The sequence below is a fragment of the Bradyrhizobium sp. AZCC 1719 genome (assembly GCF_036924525.1).
Lineage (GTDB): Bacteria > Pseudomonadota > Alphaproteobacteria > Rhizobiales > Xanthobacteraceae > Bradyrhizobium.
In genome coordinates this window covers 3,584,377-3,604,392 of the sequence record NZ_JAZHRU010000001.1, presented here as the reverse complement: position 1 = coordinate 3,604,392, position 20,016 = coordinate 3,584,377, and the positions used below count along the sequence as shown (strand labels likewise).

Here is a 20,016-nt window from a genome sequence, read left to right as displayed (position 1 = left end):
CGGGTGCCGGACCGGGTCATGACGCATGAACCCTGCCGGAGGCCAGCAACCTGAGCGCGGCGAGACTCGGGACGAAGAAATAATCGCCGCCTTTGGTTTCGACAAAGCGCGGAATGTCGAAACAGATAAATGGCCGCCGCCCCGTGGCCTCATCACCCGGGATCACCATTTGGCCGCGTCGGCCAACGCCGACAATCGGATCGGTGTCATTTCCCTGCTCGAAATCGTCGCCAAAATTAACCCAGAACCGCTGCACGAACTCGAACTGGTCGAAGCCGGAATTGAAGGCGATGAAGATGATGCCGCGGCTTTCATTATCCCGCTCGCCGGCCGGAAGAAACTTGCCGTAGGTAATGCCGCGCCGGATCAGACGGTGCCGGCTCATCGTCTTGCCGCCGAACCCGAGCGCGTCGCGCGGATTAGTGCGCCGCACATGTGCTCCCAGTGGACACCGCGCGCCTGCCGGATCGTCGGCATAGCCGAATGAATTGGCGAGAGACTTGACCGGCTTATGCGGATGCTCGATCAATGAAGATCCGTCTTGCCAACGTCCCATCATCTTGGCCGCCAGAAAATCTTCCGCGCTTACGCCATCCGGCAGACCACCGGGGATTGTCCGAGAAAACGACTCTGCTTGCGCTCTGATGTAGTCTCGAAACGCCAGCACATTCTGTGCGAGCTTGCGGAACACCATATATGTCCCGTTGTGCGCAAGCAGGTTCGGCAGCGGCATAGGCGCGAGATCGCCGCCTTCGCCGGGGTAGCCGAGGATGAACTCCCCCAACGGAATTTTTCCAAATCGCCCGCTGTGATCGGGATTGCCTATATCCTTGCTGGCCGCCGCCTCGCGCGGTACGTCCTGGACATCGGGATTGCTCAGCCCGTCGGCGAAGCCAAAATGCTCACGGCGCGTCTTCCCGCCATCATTGCTGAAAGATTCGGCGGCTTGATCGGGACCCAGCTCAGTTATGCCAGCCGGCAGCAATTTCCTAAATGTTCGGCAGCGCTCCTCAAGCGCATCCATCGTCCTGCCATAGATCATCACCAAAATATGCACACGGCTCGTCTTCCAGGGCTCATCCCAATGTTGCGGCGAACTCTTGCCGACATCGCCGAGCACCTTTGCACGAACCTTCATGCCCTCGCGAAATTCAGCAGGAAAAGTCGCGAGACTTTCTTCCGGAAGGCCGAAGGCCCGCAGTCCCTCGAAGGTCAGGGCGAGATTGAGCGTCGCGTCCGGCTTTTCCTGCCACTGGCCGGGAGTAATTTGGCCCCCATCCAGCAGTTTCTGCATCAACCGTCTGGCATCGCCCACATCACCAATCGCTAAGCAGATGAAACGTGCATGCTGAAAGGAGGCGTAGCCGCGGAGAATATTGCCTTGAATACTGGAGAAATCAAACATCGCAGGCCCCACTATCAATCGCTATGCCGTTACAACTTCCCTGCGCTCGGCCTGACCGCTTGCAGGCTTCGCCACATCTTCTCGAAACGGGCTTTGAGTTCTGCCGGACTTGGCTGCGCTTTCTGAACGTGCTTGATGAACTTCACCAGCCGGCGCCGATACATCAGTCCCTTCAGAATATCGTTCACGCTCGCGTCGGGCCGGTCGGCCAATAGCAAATTGGTCGTAACCTGGCATTGCTCGAAATACGCAGCGAGATCGTCACAGCTTTCGATGCCGGGAAAGCCACGGCAGTGCCGCCAAATGGCCTCTAATTCACACGGAATATACTTGACCATTGCACGGATCAGAACGTCGATGCTGAAACCATCGAAGTCACAGGCGAACAGCAGATAGGCTGATTTGAGTGCATCGACCTTCGCCGGCGTGCCCTGATAGGCAAGTCTGTCGATCACAACGAAGCGGGCCATGTGGACGATCGACACCTCGCTCAAGGGAGAACCGCGCGGATATTTCAAGCTCTCGTCCAGCTTACGCAGAAATGTGCGCAGCTCGGCTGTTTTCCCAGGCTTGATTGGAAACAGACCCGTAAAGCCGTATTTTCCGCCGTTTTGATTTGCCATACGCGAACTCCGCTCGATCGGATTACTTTTCCGGTATGGGACCGAACGTACCCAACTTGTTCTGCACACTCATGAGCAGGCGGTTGAACTCCGTCTCAAATTTATCGGGCGCCAGGTCGCACGAATTTTTCGCAAACTGATCGAGTTCGCGGCGCACTTCGAGGCCCGCGCGAACGTCGCGTACCGAAGCGCCAGGGTAAGCGCTATACGAGTGATCCGACTCGACCTGATTGCGCCTAATGTACGTCTTCAGTGGCCCGACGGGCCTCGCCATGGGATAGCGAATGCTCCAGAACCATACGATGTCGAGCGGCACATAGAGGACGTCGGCGAAGGCCTCGATGTAAGGCCCCCACGGGCCGTTGAACGTGCTCAGAAAGAACAAGTAATCGTAGTTCAGCTTTTCCGCCGGCTGACCGTCGTCGACCCGCGGAAAGCAATCACGCTTGACCACGACCCAATGAACGAAGGGCAAAAACGCCAGCGCCTTGGCCGTGTTCTGAGTTGATTTCCAGCGATCGAATATCCAAAGCGCCAGTCGGACAACGTAAGTACCGAAGCGATTCATCGGCGTGATCACGTTGAACGTAACGGCTTTGCCGAGTCCGTTCTTATTGCGCGCGCGATCGGCCATAATAAACCTCCTCGCAATGAGGGGTGAATGAAGCGATCCGCCGCCTGCCCCAACACCCGTACTATAATACCACTCGTCTAATACTCACTAAGCATTGTTGGGTCAGTATTATGGGAGATCGCTCCCCCGCTGCAAAGCCTTCACAGCACAGTCTATCGACCGCGCGGCAGGCGCTTGGGTTTGTTCGATTTGCACTTGCAACGGTATCTGCGCTTGAGAGAGCTGACATTTCACGATGTCCGCTTTGCGCCAGGATCGTCCTTGCGGATGTCCATGTTTTGGTCCGACACCGGGACAGGCCGCGCGGAGGTCTTTATCAAACCTGGGCCTGCGATGTCTGTGAAGCATCTCACAAATGACGGCATTGAATCCGCAATCCTCTAGGCCAAGAGGATGGATCAATGGCAAACGAGACGGCAAGACTTTCTGAAGAGCCGCCGCTCCGGCGGCTCACTGAGACGCGATGAGACCGATCAACGTCAGGCTCTCTTCGGGTGCAAGGTCAAAACCGAGCGCGAAGCTGCCTGTGCGCGCATCACCTCATCAATGGCGGCCAAGAGCGCCGCCTGATCGAAAGGCTTGGAAATGCGCGGCAGATCAGGCTGCACCGAGCCCAGCAGTTCGGCATATCCTGTGCAGAGCACCACGGGCGTGCCCGGCCGCTCGGCGGCCACTGCCTCGGCAAGCAGCAACCCGTTCATCCCCGGCATGGCGTAATCGGTCACCACGATGTCAATCTTCGGCATTCGGCGCAGAAGCTGGACTGCCTCCTCGCCGGAGCGCGCCTCGATCACGGCGTGACCGAGATCGTCGAGCATCGCAGCGACACTGTCGAGGACGAGAAGGTCGTCGTCGACGACCAGCACGGAAAGCGGGCGACTGCTGCGCGGCGTGGCGCGCAACGGCTCCGCCGCATGGGGCGCCGGCAGCTTTTCGTCCTGAGAGGCGGGCAGCCAGATCTCGGCCGTGGTCCCTTCACCGATGCGACTCTTCAGCAGCAACACGCCTCCGGACTGCTCGGCCAATCCCTTCACCATCGAGAGGCCGAGACCGGTCCCCTTGCCGACGCCCTTGGTCGTAAAGAACGGCTCCTGCGCATGCCTGAGCGTCTCCTCGTCCATGCCGCATCCGGTGTCGCTCACCGAGAGCGCGACGTATCGTCCCTCGGCAAGGCCATCGATGGCATGCTCTTCGCGTGCAGCGATGCTGATGACCCCGCCACCTGCCGCGATCGCATCGCGCGCATTGACGGCGAGGTTGAGGATCGCGAGCTCGAGCTGGTTGGCATCGACCTTCACCTTCGAAAGCTCGATCGGGAAACGGGTCTCGACCCGGATGGCTGGATCAAACTTCAGGAGAGCCGCCATTCCGCGCACCAGCTCCGGGACATCCACGACGACGGGCTTGAGGTCCTGCTTGCGCGCGAACGCCAGCATGCGCTGGGTCAGCGAGGCGCCGCGCAGCGCACCTTGAATCGCGTTATCGAGCAGCCGATGAATCCTGGGATCTTCCGGCTGGAGGCGCTTCTTCGCCAGTTCGAGGCTGCCCAGGATCACGGCAAGTATGTTGTTGAAGTCGTGGGCGACGCCGCCGGTAAGCTGTCCGACAGTCTCCATCTTCTGCGATATCACGAGCGCGTCGCGGGTGCGCTCCAGCGCTTCCTGGGCTCGGCGCCGTTCCGTCACGTCGCGCACGATCTTGGCGAAACCGATTGCCTCGCCACGCTCGTTTTGCACCACGCGTATCGTCTCCTCGGCCCAGAAGCGGCTGCCGTCCTTGCGGACGCGCCAGCCCTCGCCTTCTGACTTGCCTTCCCGCTTTGCGTCGTGAAGCTCGGCATCAGGAACGCCGGACGCGCGGTCTTCCTCGGTGTGAAGGATGGCGTAGTGGGTACCTATGATCTCGTCGCCGTAGCCGATCAGCCGGCGCGCGCCGAGATTCCAGTTCGCCACCCGCCCTTCGGGATCGAGCATGAAGATGGCGTGATCGGCCACCCCCTCCACCAGCAGACGAAATTTCTCCTCGCTTCGCCTGAGTGCCTCGGCTTCGCGATCGGCACGTTCTGCCGAGGCGCGGTCGTACACGGCCGCGGCGAGCCCGATGACGAGGACGACGATCGTGGTGCCCGCGACCAGGAACGCGAGCGGCGCCTGCCCAACCGCGCCGTGGACTGCGCGGCCAAGAATGGCATCCGTGGCAACGAAGGAGGAGCCCCGCATGGCCGCGTAGTGCATCCCGGAGATCGCCAGGCCCATGACGGCGCCGGCCGATATGCGCTCGAGCACGCTCGTCGTGCGAAAGGCCAGCCACAGCGCAATGATGGAAGCGCCGATCGCAATAGCTATGGAAAGCACAACCCAGAGGGGATCGTAGTGGATCGAAGCCGCCATCCGCATGGCGCCCATGCCGGTGTAATGCATGCCGGAGATCGCGAGCCCCATTCCAATGCCGGAAACGACGAGCGCATTCGACCGCTGACTTACGACGACGAACGCGGCGGCAGCGACCAAAATGGGAAGGGCGAGCGAGAGGAGCGTGAGGAGCGGATCGTAGGAAATTTCGACGCCGGGCAGGCTGAACGCCAGCATGGCGACGAAATGCATGGACCAGATGCCGCCACCCATGGCGACGGCCGCAGCCCCAAGCCAGCCCAGGCTGGCGGAGCCGGAAGCGGCCCGCATGCGAGTCGCGAGATCCAGGGCGGTATAGGAAGAAAGCGCGGCGATCAGGACTGACAGCGCGACAAGAACGGGGTCATGGGTGCCTGGATGGTGATGCATTCCGTTGATGTCGCAAGGGAAGCATCTCAATAGCACCGTTCTTGCGGCCGTGCATTGTTCCCGCGCCAATGGCAATTGAGGGTGCCGAATTCGGCAGAGCGCCTGCCCCGGGGCGGGAGAGATCGAACTTCCGAATGGCGGAATCAAAATAAGCCAAATTATCCAATGATTTCAAGGCGCATTTGGAAAAAGCTCAAGACGGCCCGTAGCGATTTCGATAGCTTGGCAGCCGTTTCCAAATAGAAGCTGCCTCCACAGAGGATCGGTCCCGGCAACATCTGGGAGCGACTGCGCTGAATGGCCTGAGCACGCGAATCAGTGGCTCTAAAGCTGTGGCTCTACTGTCTTTTCAGTGTCTGGGCGGCGGCGTCGCGGGATTAGCAACCGCCGAGATCGACATTCGCTTACAATGGCCGCTTGACGAGTCCCGTGGGGCGGCCCGGCACCTGGCGATAGATCGTCGTTCAGCCGTGATACGCAAACAGCTCGATTGGGTCGTTGAAGCCGCGCACCGGATATTCGCCGACGCGTTCGAGATCGAAATCGTTTTCGACGAAATCAGCGAACGCGCGGGACAGCAGCACCGTTTTTCCCAACTGTTTGGTGAGCGCTTCGAGACGCGAAGCCATGTTGACCGCAGGACCGATGACCGTGAAGTCGAGCCGGCTGCGCGACCCGATATTGCCGTACATGACGTCTCCGACGTGGACGCCGATGCCGTAATTCAGCGGCTCACGACCGGTTTCGCTATTTTTTTCGTTGAGGACAAGCATGGCCTGACGGGCTTCAGCCACGGCATGCAGCAGATTTGCGCAGGCCGACGACTGGCTGAGCGGAAAAATGGCAAGCAGACCGTCGCCGATGAATTTCAGTATTTCCCCGCCATGTCGCGCAATCGGCTCCGACATCGCATCGAAATAGCCGTTCAGAAGATCAATGACGTCATCGCGCGGCCAGTTGTCGGAGATCCTGGTGAAATCACGCAGATCGCAGATCATGATGGCGGCGCGTACCGTCGTCCCGCTGCCGCGCCTGGTGGCGCCGGCTAGAATGAGCTCGCTGGCATGCGACCCGACATAGGTTTCGAGCAGCGTTCGCGCCAGCCGGTTCTTGACACGGATTTCGCTGACCAGCGCCAGAACCGGCAACAGTTCCAACAGGCTGGCGATATGCGCGTCGTCGAAACCTCCTGGCCGGTCGGTTGCAAAGGTCACGATATGCCGCTTGCCGAGCGTATGGCATAGCGGCCACGCCACATAGTCGGTCAGGCCTTTCGCCCGCATCTCGTCAAAGACGGCATGCTTGCGGCCCAGTGACGGGTCCCGTTCGAGATTCTCGCGCACCTCGGTGGCACCGTCATGGACTTCGTTGGCGGGACTGCCGATGTACTCGGATCGCTCCCTGACGTCGTAGTCGACCCTCGCAATCTCCGCCTCGCGCATCCCGTCGGCCCACATGATCCGTGCGCCAAGCCATTGCGGATGGTGGATCAGGATATGAAGCGACGCCCGCTTGACGGGAATGCCTGCTCGCTGGACCCGGATACACATCTCAGCGAAAATATTGTCAATGAAGCGCTCATCGCGTGTGTCGTTTGTCAGCCAGTGCAGCACGTCCCGGTCAGAACGCGCGGTAACGGGATCGATTTTTGGCGGCGCGTTCATATCTTGCTCCCGAGCGGTGACCTGGATCGACGGCACAGGATATGTCGTGTCCCTGCGCGGCGTCGTCAACGGAGTCCGCCGCAATCTGCTTGTGCGCATCGGGTTGCCGGCGAGTTGCCGCGCACCCGGCACGAGAGGGCGCCGCGGTCGTGCCGGACTGGCGTTTTGAGCCCTGGCTGGGGCGGGAGGGATCGAACCGAATGGCGGAATCAAAGTCCGCTGAATAGATGAGCAAAATCAATGAGCCTTCTGAATTTTCCTTCGGTCTAATCGCTTCAAGGCAGTCGGCAGACGTCCGGATGAAGCAGGGGAGCCTCCTTCACCCAGACCTTCGCGCCTTCCGGACCGGAGACGGCGCGCAGCGCTTGTCCGACCGGCAAGCGGACCCAGCTTTGCGAGGTCAGCATCTGGTCGCCGATCGACAGGCTCCCCGCGAGAACAAGCATTTCGAGCCCGCGTGCGTTCTCGACCATGATCGCCTTGCCCGGCATCCAGCTCTCGAAACGTACGTTCTCGAATGCGTCGTCGAACAATTCGATCGCGCTCGCCGCCCCCGATCTCGGCTCGAGCGGACGACCTTCCGCGGGCCGTCGTACGATCTGGTCGTCATCGCTCTCCCGGAATTGCCAAAGGCGGACGAAGATCGTGCAACCGTCCTTCGATGCGGGAACGTGCGAAGTCCCGGGCGGGTTGCGGAAGTAGCTGCCCGCCGGGTAATCGCCGTGTTCGTCCTGGAAGACGCCGTCGAGAACGACGATCTCCTCGCCGCCCCCGTGCGTATGGCGGGGGAACGCGCTGCGCGGTGCGTATCGCACGATCGAGGTGGCGCGCGCCACCTCGTCGCCGATGCGAAACAGCATACGCCGGTCGACGCCGGCCGCCGGGCTTGATGTCCATGGAAGCTGCGCGGCATGGACTATCACCGGAATCGTCAGATCATCATTGATGCGCATTTCGCTCCTCCCTCATGGTCAACACCATTCTGAAGTTGGCTTGGCCGGACTTCATCCGTGCAAAGCAGTGGTGCGGCCTCTTCGAAGCTCAATTCATCCGGAACTGAAACGAGCCCGGTCGCGCGGGCGTTCATCATCTCCGCGTAACCGCCATCGCAAGACGATCCGACGACCGGCTGATTGAGACAGAGCTGAAATTCACCCCGGCGGCACTGGACGCATTCGTTGCAATGCCCGCCAAGCCTTCCAACACCAACCCTTTGACCGATCTTCCATATCGATGGCGTTCCGGCGCCGAGCGTTGCGATCCGACCCACCACTTCGTGACCAGGGACGCGCCGCGGTCGCAGCGCGGGATCAGCCCGGTCTATGTCGGCAGCGTCCGCGCCGCATACCCCGCAGGCTTCAACCGAGATCAGCACCTCTCCCGCGCCTGGCGACGGCGTCTCGCGTTCCGCAATTTCGAGCGTGCCGGGTTTTGAGACCTGCGCGACGCGATAGGATCGCTTCATGTTGCCGCCTCTTTCAATTTCTCGCCCCTCCAGGAATTCTCCTCGCAGGAAAGCTGCAGTGGTCGGGTTTAGATTCCGGCGAGCGGAAGGCCGCTCGCCGCATTCTGAGGTCGTCGTGAAGCGATCAGGCGCCGCGCTTCGTCGGCGCGACCACTGCGCAGCAAGGCGCAGGTCACGGAATATTCCAAGAGGTCGCGCTGGGCGCGGCTACCTCCTACCCTTTCATGGGCCTGCAAAACGGGCTTTAGTTCATCGACGGCCCGCGTCCAGTCGCCCCTCGCTAAACCGTCGAAGCCGCGCGCGATGGGTACCAGAATGTCCGCAGCGGGTCCCTTTGGGTTCTCGACGATTCTCGCAAGCGCCTCCGTATCATCAGCCATTGCAAAGGCAAGTGCACTGTGCATATCGGCAAAGATGATCCCTGAATTGGGAAACCACCTCGCCGCATACTGGCTGATTTCTCTCCACAATTCCGGAGATCGCGGCTCACCTGCCATCTCGGCCCGCGCAAGGAACGAAGCGCAGTCGGTGAGGACATTGATCTGCGGGCCCCACGAACCGCCGGGATGCAGCGCTTCGCGATAGACCTTCCATGCCTGATCCCGCCTTCCGGTCTCCAACGACCAGAGGGCAAGATGCCAGCTTATATGGCAATGCAGTTGCCCCTCTCGTGGGTAGGTGGCATTCCATTGGTCCAGATAGGCGAGCCCTTCTTCGCGCTGCCCCTTCTCGTAGAACAGGTGGGCCTTGATATGCGCAGCGTGTGCGTTGCGAGCAAAACCGCGAAGTGCGGCCTCGATGTTCTTAAAACCACTATCGAGCTTATGCAGCTCGATTTCGGCAAACGCGAGTACCGTTCGAAACCACCAGTCATCGCCATAGTGCGTGGCAAGCGGCTCCAGCAGTGCTAGCTGCTCAACCTCGCGCCCGGCCTTGCCCGAGAAGCCGATCAAACCGAACACACCGGTGGCCGGCGCCAGCACCATGGCGTCGCGTGGCCAATCCTTGATGTGCTCGGCGATCATCGAAACAGCTTCAGCGCCTCGACCGCCCAGGATCCTGGCAAAGATCGCAATATGACTTTGCTCGCGCGCTGTCGTAGCTGGGGCGAGCGCCAACGCGCGTTTGAGCGGATCTTTTGCTTCGTGGCCCCGACCGAGAACCTGCAAGCTCCGCGCAAGCGCGATGTGCGCAAGGGCAAAGTTTTCATCGGACGCGATCGCCTCACGGAAGGCTTGATCAATGTCCCAGCCGGCCGACAGCAGCTTGTCAACGCCGACCACATAAGCGTCGCGGGCGTTGCTGGAGCTGGTGCTCAACCGGTTCCCGTATCGGTCCTCAAGAACGCTCACGGAATGTCCCTTCGAGTTCGCAGTCATTCGGATGATGCTCTATCGGCAGCCGCCTGCTTGGCTCTTGCCTGCTTACGGCGCCGCTCGTCGCCCAGTTTGAGCAGCCGCTCTCGATCAGTTGGGTCGACCCGACCGTATCGAGCCCGCCAAACGCCCCCCTCTTCCTTCCAGGCAAATGGCGACTTGACAGTCGTTCGCGGCGCCTCCGCTGTCTCAAAAAGGGCAAGCGCCTGGCGCAGGATCTCGCGCTGCATGTCGGGTCGCCAAGGATGCCCACACGGATTACCCAGCGGAAAATCCGTGAAATAGAATCGCGGAACGCCGCAATGCTCCACAACGTCCAGCGCCGAACCGATAATGACGGTCGGGATTCCACTCGCTTCGAGATGACGAGCCACCAGGCTCACGGTCTGGTGACAAACGGGGCAAAGCGGGCAAAGGATTACAGCATCCGCTCCATCTTGTCGAACGCGCGCCAGGATCTCAGGCGCATCAGTGGTCTTTGTTTTTCGCTGGCTGTATTCTGTCGGCACACCGTGAAAGCGCGGGGTCAGTCCGGCGATGACTCCTTTGGCGATTAATTCGAAAGCGGCTTCTATCGGCAAAAAGCTGGCCCGGTCATCGGTGTGGGTCGACTCCTTGTCCCACGCAACATTGTCGGTAAGCAGCTTCTCCGGCGGCGGCGAAACGGCACCTGACCAGACCCGCTTCACGCCATCGAAATCCAGCGGACTAGCCGTAGTGATCAGCGCGACACGCAGGTCCGACACTGGCTTGGCAGGCCGGGTGAAGGGGACATCATCAAAGGCCGCCCAGACATAGTCGTCGGCGTAACCGAGAGCACGGTAATAGTGGCGCGTTCGCTCCATATATGGAACTGGGGCCTCCGCTTCGTTCATGTCGCATCTCCTCGAAACGTTTCTCGCTCAAGCCGGCTGGCTCAAAGACCTTTGTATCGGCAAGGCTGCAAGCGCCATGCTGGTTAGGTTTGCTGTACGTTGGCTCGATACGAAAAGCCAATTAGCGCCAACAACGCGATCAGCAGTGGTACGAACGACAGAACCAGGACAGTCGACCAGCCGAAGGACGACAGCAGCCCGCCGGAGAGGAATGAACCGACCGTCATCGTGCCAAAGACCACGAAGTCATTGAGCGATTGGACCCGCGCCTTTTCCTCGGGACGATGGCACTCCAGAACCATCGCCGAAGCACCGATGAAGCCGAAATTCCAACCGATCCCGAGCAAGATCAGCGTCGCCCAGAAATGCGCGACGTCGATGCCGAGCAGACCCACCGACGACGAGGCAGCGATGAGCGTCAGCCCGACGGCGACGACAGCGGATGACCCGAACCGCGCGATAAGGCGTCCTGTCCAAAAGCTAGGAGCGTACATCGCGATGACGTGCCACTGCAGACCAAGATTGGCTGACTCCTGGGACAACCCGCAGAACTTCATCGCCAGCGGAGCTGCCGTCATGATGAAATTCATGAGCAGGTAGGAGACAATCCCACAGATCACTGCCAGGATAAAACGCGGCTGGCGGGCAATCATAGCGAGCGGCCTTCCACCGCTTTGGTGAGCTGCAGTTGGCGGAGGAAGCTGAACGCCCGCCAGGATGACTACGGAGAAGGCCGCAACCGCCGCTTGGCCAAGAAACGTCGCAGCAAAGAGGTAAGGCCCCCACAGGTTCATGGTGTGCGTCACAAGTTGTGGGCCAATCACACCAGCGAATACACCGCCGGCCATCACAGCGGAAAGAGCACGGGGCCGCCGTTCCGGCGCTGCGCAATCGGCAGCAGCAAAGCGGAAGGAGAGCACCACTGCGGCGTAGACGCCCCCGAAGAAAGTCGCCGTGCAGAACAGCGGAAACGACGCTCGGAGGACCGCAAGAAACGCGATCAGGCCCGCGAGGATGCCGCTGCCTGCACCGAGCAGGAATGTTGTACGCCGGCCATACCGTTCGGTGACGGCGCCCGCCGGTAGTGTGCAGAGGGCCATGCCGACGACAAAAACGGAAACCGGCAGTGTCGCCAGCGTCTTGGTGGGCGCCAGCATGTCGCCAACAACAGCCCCGGTTGCGTAGACGACCGTAGAATTGGCGCCCGCGAGGGCCTGAGCCACAGCAAGCCTTACGACATTGCTGCGCTCTCGACGAACGGCCGTCGCCGCCTCATGGTTGAGAGCGGGAAAATTGAAGTTCATGCTGCGACTGCTCCGCCAGTCAATGAGATGCCCCGCGGTTAAGCTCGGCATCGGCGTAGATCCGGCTATTTGCAATCCGCCTTGCATTTCAAGTCCTCGGTGTCGGGTCGCCCATCGGCAATGAAGCCTTCCGCGTTGGGCATCTTCACCTTCTTCAATTCCTGCGCATCCATGATCGCTTGCCGCGGTACGATGTCGTTGACGTAGAGCAGGTAGGCCACGACCGAATAGACTTCGTCCGCCGTCAACGTGTTCGGCGCCGTGAATGGCATGGCCCGATTAACGTAGTCGAAAATCGTTGTTGCGTAGGGCCAGTAGCTGCCAACCGTCTGAACGGGCTTTGGCGTCGCCAGCGTTCCTTTGCCCCCCACAAGTCGGTCGAAGCCCTTCGCCGGATTCTGTCCCTTCTCGCCATGACAGGCGGCGCATTGCTCGGCATAGACCTTTTCGCCTTGCTCGACGGTCCCCTTCCCTGGCGGCAACCCGGCGCCGTCCGGGCGCACGTCGATGTCCCAGCCGCGGATCTGTTCGAGCGTAGCCGGCGTGCCGAGGCCGAGCCGCGCTTGCTGCGCGAGCGCAGAACCGGCGAAGAAGACCAGGGCAACAACAACGGAGGCGCTAAGTGCTCGCATTGGTGACGCCTCCATCAGCGGCAATCTTCCAGCCTTGAATTGCGTTAAAGTGGTACCGGGGATTCGTTCCCCGCGCGGCGATCAGGCTCGAACGGGTGGGCTGCATCCAGCCCTTGTCGTCGTAGGCTCTGCTCTGGATCTCCAGAGGCTGGCCCTGCCAGTCGAATGCCAGCCGAAAGCGAGTCAGACACTTGTTGAGAACGGGCTCCTGCAGCGTGGCCCGCCGCCATGTGGCGCCGCCATCGACCGAAACGTCGACACGCGTGACGTGGCCGCGTCCCGACCAGGCGATTCCAGAGATTTCGTAGAACCCGGGGGCCTTGAAGCTGCGATCCGCGTTCGGGAAGGTCACGACGGACTTTACGTCCATCTCGAATGCGAATTGATACGCCTTGCCGTTCGCAAGCAGGTTGGTGTAGCGCGCGGTCTCTTCTCGCGTGTGCCACGGACGATCGCCGATCTTCAGGCGCCGCAGCCATTTGACCGACATGTTTCCCTCGAAGCCGGGAAGGAACAGCCGAACGGGATAGCCCTGCTCCGGCCGGAGCATCTCGCCGTTCTGCGCATAGACGAGCAGCGCGTCGTCGAGCGCTTTTTCAATCGGCACGCTGCGCGTCATGGCGGCCGAATCGGCGCCCTCGGCCAGGATCCATTTGGCATCCGGCTTCAGTCCGACCTCTCCCAAGATCGTCGAGAGCGGTACCCCGGTCCATTCGCAACAGGACAACAGCCCGTGCGTGCGCTGGACAGAATGGTAGCCGGACTTTCTCCATTCGGTGGAGCTGTTGCCGGAGCACTCCAGGAAGTGAATACGGGTGACCGCAGGAAACCGAAGGAGATCGTCCATCGTCAGGACCAGCGGCCGGTCCACCAGGCCGTGGATCAGCAAGCGATGCTGATCGGGCGCGATCTCGGGCACCCCGGCATGATGACGTTCGAACACCAGCCCATTCGGGGTGATGATGCCGTGGAGGTTCTGCAACGGCGTGACGCTGAAGGCCTCGGTGTCGGTGGCGCGAGGCTCCCGAATGCGTCGCACAACCTCCTTCTCGAATTTCGACGGCAGTCCGTAGGCCGGCGACAGGATCGGCCTACCCTGTTCACGCATCCATTCGGGGACGTCTGGCGGGACAGTGCCTGCCAAAGCCTCACCGGATTTCGTTGAGGACAAGCCGCCGATTGCGAGAGCCGCTCCCGACACCAAGATTCCCCGCCGACTGACGCTCATCTGTCTCTCCCTGGCCTTCTGGCGCGTCAACCTCACCGCCACAACCGCACGCGATCGCTGATCTCAGAGTAGGGAGAAATCGCTGGCCTTTCCTTCTACAGAATGCCAATTTATGTCGATGAAACGTCACAGATCACCCAGGAACGCTGGCTGGAAGACGGTCGATGCCCCGCAGGGCCTTGGATCGCCGAAGCCTTTGATCGTTCGGGTGCAGTCGCTTCCCGCGAGAAGCTACTTCGCCGAACACAGTCACACCTGGAATCAGCTTGTCTACGCGATTTCAGGCGCGCTCACCGTCAGCGCCGAAGGAAGGAGTGTCGTCATTTCTCCGGAACAAGCCGTCTGGCTGCCGACCGGCACGAAGCACTCGGTCGGCTCCCTCATGGGCGCGGAATTCCGAAGCCTGTGGGTAGCCGATGAAGCAAGCCAAGGCATGACGTCCGGGACAACGGTCATTCATGTGTCTTCTCTTCTTCAGGCACTCATCGTAGAGGCGGCCTCGCTTAAGAAGGAAGATCGTCACTATGCCGACCGCGTTACCGCACTCATCCTTGATCAGTTGCTACGGGCAACTCCCATCGCAGGAGCACTGCCATGGCCCACCCACCCGGCTCTGCTTGCACTTTGTGAAGCCCTCTATGCCGATCCAGCCAATCCTCGTCACGCTGACAAATGGGGGCGCGAGATTGGGATGTCTGCACGAACTCTGACCCGGCATTTTGAACGCGAAGTGGGCATGAGCTTGCGCGCCTGGCGTCAGCGTGTCCGCCTGTTCAAGGCGATTGAATTGTTGGGCAGCGAACTCCCGATCACGGAGATTGCGTTGCGTCTCGGGTATGCATCGACCTCAGCCTTCATATTCATGTTCCGCACGGAAATGAGCGTTAGTCCCCTCCAATATAGACGCAATTTAAGCCACGCAGTTGGCCGAGCGACTTCATAAAAGGCATAGATCCGGACTTGAGCGCCCATCTGCCGAAGACGCCACCTTCAGTCGTAGGGATTCGTGGAAAATCCTAGTTCAGCGGAGAAAATAGTGGGATTGAGTAGCGGGGGAGCGACGCGCTTCGGCTTTGGCAACATTTCAAGTCCACGGCCGTGCATGGGCGACAATACCGCGCGCTGATGACTGAAGCCGAGCGATACGGCGAAGCGCAGGCGGTAAAGCTGCGGCACCAGGGGAAACAGCCGCGAGTCCGAGCGCAAGACCGAAACAGTAGGCCTCGCCGCCTATCGGCGCGTTGCCGCGCAGGAAACACTTCGCCGATCCAGCGCGTGATCCAGGTGCCGGCGGAGGCTACAAATTCTTTTCGGCGAGTTTACGAAATTCGTCAGGCACCGAACGCGAAACACCCAGCGTTGCCGAGCCGTATCCGATCGCATCCCATCCGAAGCGATCGCGGATCTTGTCGACAGCACAGTCTGCCGTCCAACGGGCCATGCCTAGCCTGCTGCCGGGACGGCGCGCTTCATCTTCAAGTCCGAGCGGAAGCTCCAGCTCCAAATCCCAGTTCTCCTCGAGATGCGATACGGAGATCGCCAACAGCGAGATGATCTTCTCGTCCGGGTGATCTGCGAGGACCGCGCGCACCAGTTCCTCGGCAAGTCCAGCGAGCATCACGGTCGCGGAGATCGGCGCACCGAGCGTTACCGAGCGCGTGACCGAGTGCAGGTCGGCGAAGCGAACGCGGACCGTCACGGTTCGGCCGGGCCTGGACTTCGCCCGGAGCCGCGCGGCGATGCGGTCCGCAAGGTGAAGCAGGGTGGGTCGAATAACCTGCTCTTCGGCCGGCTTTCTGCCAATCGCTGACTGCGCCCCGGCCGATCGGGCCCGGCGATGAGGCTTGAGTTGCCGCGGATCGCGATTCCACGCCAGCGCCGCGAGTTTCTCGCCTGTCGCGGGACCGAGCAACCGTTCGAGCGACCATCCTGGTGTCTTGGCCAACTGCCCGATGGTCAACACGCCGATCTCGGCCAACCGCGCCTTCGTGACCGGACCCACTCCCCACATCAGTTCGACGGTTAGTTCGTGAAGGAATTCCAGTTCGGTGTCGGGATCGACAACCACAAGCCCGTCTGGCTTGGCCACCTGCGAAGCGATTTTCGCCAGATGCTTGGTGCGCGCGACACCCACTGAGATCGGCAGGCCAAGCTCGGTGCGTACGCGCCGGCGGATTGCCGCCGCAATTTCAGCAGGTGCACCGAAAAGATGGGTGCAGCCCGCAACGTCGGCAAAGGCCTCGTCGATGGAAATCCGCTCGACGAGGGGTGTGAAATCGCCGATCACCTTGATGGCGGCGTCGCCCAGCCGTTGGTAGTCCTTGAAATGGCCGCTGACAAAGATGAGTTGTGGACATAGCTCACGTGCCTGCCGTCCCGGCATGCCGCTACGAACCCCGAAGGCCTTGGCTTCGTAAGAAGCGGCAAGCACAACCCCGCCACCGACCGCGATGGGTCTACCGCGTAACGAAGGGTCGAGCAGCTGCTCAACCGAGGCATAAAAGGCGTCCAGGTCTGCATGAAGGATCGTGGCTGTCGTAGCCATCGCGACCGTTCACCCGCGAGATCTGACGGAAATCTTCATGAGAACATAATGAGAACGCGCATGGACGCTTGTCAAGCCGGGATAGACATTTCCCTGGAGGCTGCAAGGAAAGTTGCCTTCCAGCCTGGGCTCCCCTGCGATCCTGTTTGCCAACCACGCGCGGAGCACCGGTGCTGGCATGCTTACGCTGTTGCCAAGCCGATGTAGCGCGGAGGCACAATACCCATGCTCAGCAAAACCTGCTTCTAGAGGTTTTGCGCGGGCGCCGAGCCACTGCTGCATGCTGCACGCGAACGAACCAACGAGAGTGGCATGGTTCGATTCAATGTCATCCGGGCTCCATGGAAGAAACCACGGTCGCCTGTAGCAGCATACGCCCTGAGACGGTGCCGCATCTGCGCCGACGTCGCAAAGCGTCTTGCTATCCGAGTACGTCACTCGAAAAGCCAAGACTCTCGCGAATGCCGGTCTGCCAAGCCGCCAGAAGTTTATCTCCGATCTCGCGATGAGCAGAATTCTCGCTGAAATACTTCGTTACCTCCGGTGCCAACTTCGCCAGAACGTCCGCGGCCTGCTCAATGATCTTATTGATCGCCTGCAGGGAAAGATCGCAGCGGGTTTGACCAAGACGCACCAACGCTTTGCGGTCCGGCCAGTCGGTCGAGCCATTCAATGTAAGCGCCATGCCGTCCTTCGGCAAATAGGGCACCGTGCTGACGAGATCATAGACCGGCGCAAGACGTGCAGGACCGTTCACATCTTCATAGATGACACCGAAGTTTTTAAGATGTGCGTCACCATTGCGAAGTGCACAATTGAGGACAAACAGCTTGAATAGATCCTCTAGCGCGTTGCGCTGTCCGGCCGGATCAATGAATTCGCGGGCACGCTTGAATAAGCGCGTTTCGTAGCCACCGTTGTATTTCTCGGTAGTGGGCACACCGTTGAGGACACAAAAGTCCTCGTAGCCCAGATAAATGCCATCAAGCCGCAGATCGAAGCGCTTCACAACGATGGCGGCACCGCTGTCCGAAAGCTGGAAATCCGGAACGGTCAATCCTATAGCCTTTGCGGCCGACAGGCAGAAATGTTCGTTGGCAGCCAGCTCGGGATTTTCGTTCGGGTCCCAGAACTTTACGATGTGCGTAGCGCTGCGGAAGCTCTGAGACTGGCGATCACCCGCACTTCCCGCGTCCTCGACAGCGCGGATCATCACCTTGGGCTGGATGCCCGAAAGCCCTGAATGGACCGCGAACTTCTCAAGCAGATAAGCGAACAACTCGCCACCGCGCTTTGCGCTGAGGATCTCGTCGATCGATTGGAATGGAACGTCCTCATTCAGTTCTGCATCGAGATCGGAGTAACGAATGCGCCCGATCTGGGTTCGTCCAACGACTGCCAGCAAATCGAGATCATCAAATGTTCCGGCCGCCTTGGCAAAACTTCGCATGAGGTATGCTCGGAGCGCCCCCTCCGGGAGATTCATGTCGAATATCGGCGCGAGACCATGTTGCGTATTCCAAGATGCTGTTCGCACCGGCATGGTGATCGAGACTGCACGTTCGGCTGCCACTTTCGGCTCGTAGACGAAGGCTGTCCCACGCGGTCCATGGCGGTCCAAATGTCCGGCGGACTGCCGGTCAGTCCAGACGCGGAGCATTAGCGAGCCTCCTCCGCTGCCAGATCCTCAAGTGTCGGGCGACCGCGATTAAACTGCGTCAACCGCAGGTCGAGATCCAACGCATTCAAGATGCGAAGCAGATGTTTGATTCCCATTTCCGCAAGGCGTGCATTCTCAAGCGCCTCCAGGCGTGCGCGGCTGATGCCGGCTGCTTGTGCCAGCTTGGTCTGCGACCATCCCTTGGATTTACGGGCCGCCTTCACACGCTCCCCCAGTTCGACAAGGTCCATACTTGCATCCTATAATAGTCAATCTGCCGATTCCAACTATATATGCCCACTATAATAGCCAGTACCGCTCAATGCAATGCCTCATATAAGAGTTGTTTTATCAAATATTGACAGAAATGCCTCTTTTAATAGGCAAATCCAGCGCTGGCAAGATATCAGCAGCGACGACATTGGCTAGCCAGAACAAATAAAGAACATTTCAAGCAACCGACCGATGTCGCCTGCGACGGACGCTTTCGAAACTCCGTGCTGCCCAAGCCTTCACAGTGGCAACCGTCGTCATCGACAAGCGGCGCCGCATGGCGACCGTCGCGATGCCGACGAAGGAGTTCACCCCTCGCCGTTCGTGCGGGAAGAGGTCAACGACACCGACGAAGGACACCCAATGGCCATCTGGGATTCTATAAATCAGGTGTATTCCGAGGGCCGAGATAGCACTGCAGGCTGCAGCGGGTGGGAAAATAGACTAGCCTATCGCGCGAGTTTGTTATCGCGCCTACCGCGAACCGAAGATTGGAGAATTTAGCTTCGGTTCGCAGTCGTTGTAGCCTCGCTGGCGCGCCACTCAGAGCAAGATTGCGAAAGCTTCTGTGATTGAGATTGCGATGCAATCACTTCCGTCAACCAGATGAGATTCTGCTTCGTTACAAGCCGCTCTCGGCTGTCACCCTCTGAACGACGCTGGCAAACTCTTCCACCAGACGAGAAGCTGGCCGTTTTGTGCCTTTCAGCAACCGTGCGACACTTTGCAGGCGCGGTGCGAATGGACGCGTGACGAGGTCATTGGTTCGCGCACTGAGCAGGCCGAGGCCGTCCAGTATCGCGATGCCGGCACCGGCACGTACCAACTCGCAGGCGATATTCGACTGCGACGCCTCGATGGCTATGCGCAGGCGTAGATTGGCCTCGGCAAAGGCAATGACGATCGCGGCCCCGATCGACAAATGCGGGCCCGGACAAATCACTGGCTCGTCCGCAAGATCAGACGCGCTCAATGCAGCCTTGGCTGCAAGCCGGTGACCGACCGGCAGCACGCAGCCGAGCTTGGTCGTGCAGAGAATTGTGCTGTCAAGCGACGGATCCCCAATCGGGCCGACAGTCAGGCCGAGATCAGCTCGCCCTTGGGCGACGCGGGTGACTACCTCTGGCCCGGTCAACGTTTGAATGACAACGGAGACGTCTGGCCGTTCAGCGCGAAAGCGCCGAACCGCTTGCGGCACAATGGTGTGACCGAACCCGGTCACGATCGCAATCGTCAGGAGGCCCGCCCGACCGCCGCGAAGCTCAACCGCCAATCGCTGGGTATGCTCGATCGCCGCGAACACATTCATGACTTCCGCGAAAAGCGACTGCGCCTCGGTCGTCGGCTTCAGCCGCTTCTTCTCGCGCTCGAACAGCCTGAAACCGAGACGTTCCTCCGCCTGTTGCAGCATACGGCTGACCGCCGGTTGGGAAATGTTCAAAGTGATGGCCGCGCTGGTCACCGAGCCCGATTGCATCACGCAGCGGAACACGTCCATCTCCCGCACGGTGATCGCCATATATAACTCCAAGGCATGAACTATGACCAAATC

Annotated in this window: 17 protein-coding genes; 1 reads left to right on the top strand and 16 read right to left on the bottom strand. The window is 60.2% G+C overall.

Translation table 11 applies throughout. The features are described from left to right. Positions 1-16 precede the first annotated feature (16 nt). The 12 genes from V1292_RS16885 to soxC form a co-directional block, all read right to left on the bottom strand. Positions 17-1,405, bottom strand: a complete 1,389-nt coding sequence (locus V1292_RS16885; RefSeq protein ID WP_334373853.1) for a Dyp-type peroxidase — start codon at positions 1,403-1,405, stop codon at positions 17-19. A gap of 29 nt (positions 1,406-1,434) precedes the next feature. Continuing rightward, positions 1,435-2,028 (bottom strand): hypothetical protein, encoded by a 594-nt coding sequence (locus tag V1292_RS16880; protein WP_334373851.1) that lies wholly within the window; start codon positions 2,026-2,028, stop codon positions 1,435-1,437. Positions 2,029-2,050: 22 nt separating this feature from the next. Then, the gene (locus V1292_RS16875) at positions 2,051-2,662 is read right to left on the bottom strand and encodes a hypothetical protein (protein WP_334373850.1); all 612 of its coding nucleotides are present in this window, start codon (positions 2,660-2,662) and stop codon (positions 2,051-2,053) included. Between the two features lie 479 nt (positions 2,663-3,141). Continuing rightward, positions 3,142-5,442, bottom strand: coding sequence for an MHYT domain-containing protein (locus tag V1292_RS16870; RefSeq protein WP_334373849.1), 2,301 nt, complete (start codon positions 5,440-5,442; stop codon positions 3,142-3,144). A 464-nt stretch (positions 5,443-5,906) separates the two neighbouring features. Continuing rightward, positions 5,907-7,106, bottom strand: coding sequence for an adenylate/guanylate cyclase domain-containing protein (locus V1292_RS16865; protein ID WP_334373848.1), 1,200 nt, complete (start codon positions 7,104-7,106; stop codon positions 5,907-5,909). A 275-nt stretch (positions 7,107-7,381) separates the two neighbouring features. Beyond that, positions 7,382-8,059: a cupin domain-containing protein gene (locus tag V1292_RS16860; RefSeq protein ID WP_334373847.1), complete on the bottom strand. Its 678-nt coding sequence runs from the start codon at positions 8,057-8,059 to the stop codon at positions 7,382-7,384. Further along, complete coding sequence (locus tag V1292_RS16855; RefSeq protein WP_334373846.1) at positions 8,038-8,571, bottom strand: alcohol dehydrogenase catalytic domain-containing protein; 534 nt, start codon at positions 8,569-8,571, stop codon at positions 8,038-8,040. Before V1292_RS16855 ends, V1292_RS16860 begins: the two co-directional genes overlap by 22 nt. Before the next feature lie 68 nt (positions 8,572-8,639). Then, positions 8,640-9,890, bottom strand: a complete 1,251-nt coding sequence (locus V1292_RS16850; protein ID WP_334373845.1) for a tetratricopeptide repeat protein — start codon at positions 9,888-9,890, stop codon at positions 8,640-8,642. A 56-nt stretch (positions 9,891-9,946) separates the two neighbouring features. After that, complete coding sequence (locus V1292_RS16845) at positions 9,947-10,822, bottom strand: glycine reductase (RefSeq protein WP_334373844.1); 876 nt, start codon at positions 10,820-10,822, stop codon at positions 9,947-9,949. Between the two features lie 83 nt (positions 10,823-10,905). Then, positions 10,906-12,126 carry an MFS transporter gene (locus V1292_RS16840; RefSeq protein ID WP_334373843.1) on the bottom strand — a complete coding sequence of 407 codons (1,221 nt, stop codon included), beginning with the start codon at positions 12,124-12,126 and terminating at the stop codon, positions 10,906-10,908. Positions 12,127-12,191: 65 nt separating this feature from the next. Beyond that, a complete protein-coding gene (locus V1292_RS16835; protein WP_334377075.1) occupies positions 12,192-12,773 on the bottom strand; it encodes a c-type cytochrome in 582 nt (193 codons plus the stop codon). Continuing rightward, complete coding sequence (gene soxC, locus V1292_RS16830; protein ID WP_442895616.1) at positions 12,745-13,986, bottom strand: sulfite dehydrogenase; 1,242 nt, start codon at positions 13,984-13,986, stop codon at positions 12,745-12,747. Before soxC ends, V1292_RS16835 begins: the two co-directional genes overlap by 29 nt. 112 nt (positions 13,987-14,098) lie before the next feature. On the opposite strand from soxC, the gene V1292_RS16825 reads away from it, so the two are divergent. Then, on the top strand, positions 14,099-14,929 hold the full coding sequence (locus V1292_RS16825) for an AraC family transcriptional regulator (RefSeq protein WP_334373841.1): 831 nt from the start codon (positions 14,099-14,101) through the stop codon (positions 14,927-14,929). Positions 14,930-15,283: 354 nt separating this feature from the next. On the opposite strand, the gene dinB is transcribed toward V1292_RS16825, so the two are convergent. From dinB to V1292_RS16805, 4 genes are all read right to left on the bottom strand, one after another. Beyond that, on the bottom strand, positions 15,284-16,531 hold the full coding sequence (gene dinB / locus V1292_RS16820; RefSeq protein ID WP_334373840.1) for a DNA polymerase IV: 1,248 nt from the start codon (positions 16,529-16,531) through the stop codon (positions 15,284-15,286). Between the two features lie 421 nt (positions 16,532-16,952). Then, positions 16,953-18,191 carry a type II toxin-antitoxin system HipA family toxin gene (locus V1292_RS16815; RefSeq protein WP_334373839.1) on the bottom strand — a complete coding sequence of 413 codons (1,239 nt, stop codon included), beginning with the start codon at positions 18,189-18,191 and terminating at the stop codon, positions 16,953-16,955. Then, positions 18,191-18,442, bottom strand: a complete 252-nt coding sequence (locus tag V1292_RS16810; protein ID WP_334373838.1) for a helix-turn-helix domain-containing protein — start codon at positions 18,440-18,442, stop codon at positions 18,191-18,193. The genes V1292_RS16815 and V1292_RS16810 overlap by 1 nt, the downstream gene beginning before the upstream one ends. 644 nt (positions 18,443-19,086) lie before the next feature. After that, positions 19,087-19,983, bottom strand: a complete 897-nt coding sequence (locus V1292_RS16805; protein WP_334373836.1) for a LysR substrate-binding domain-containing protein — start codon at positions 19,981-19,983, stop codon at positions 19,087-19,089. Positions 19,984-20,016: the final 33 nt, after the last annotated feature.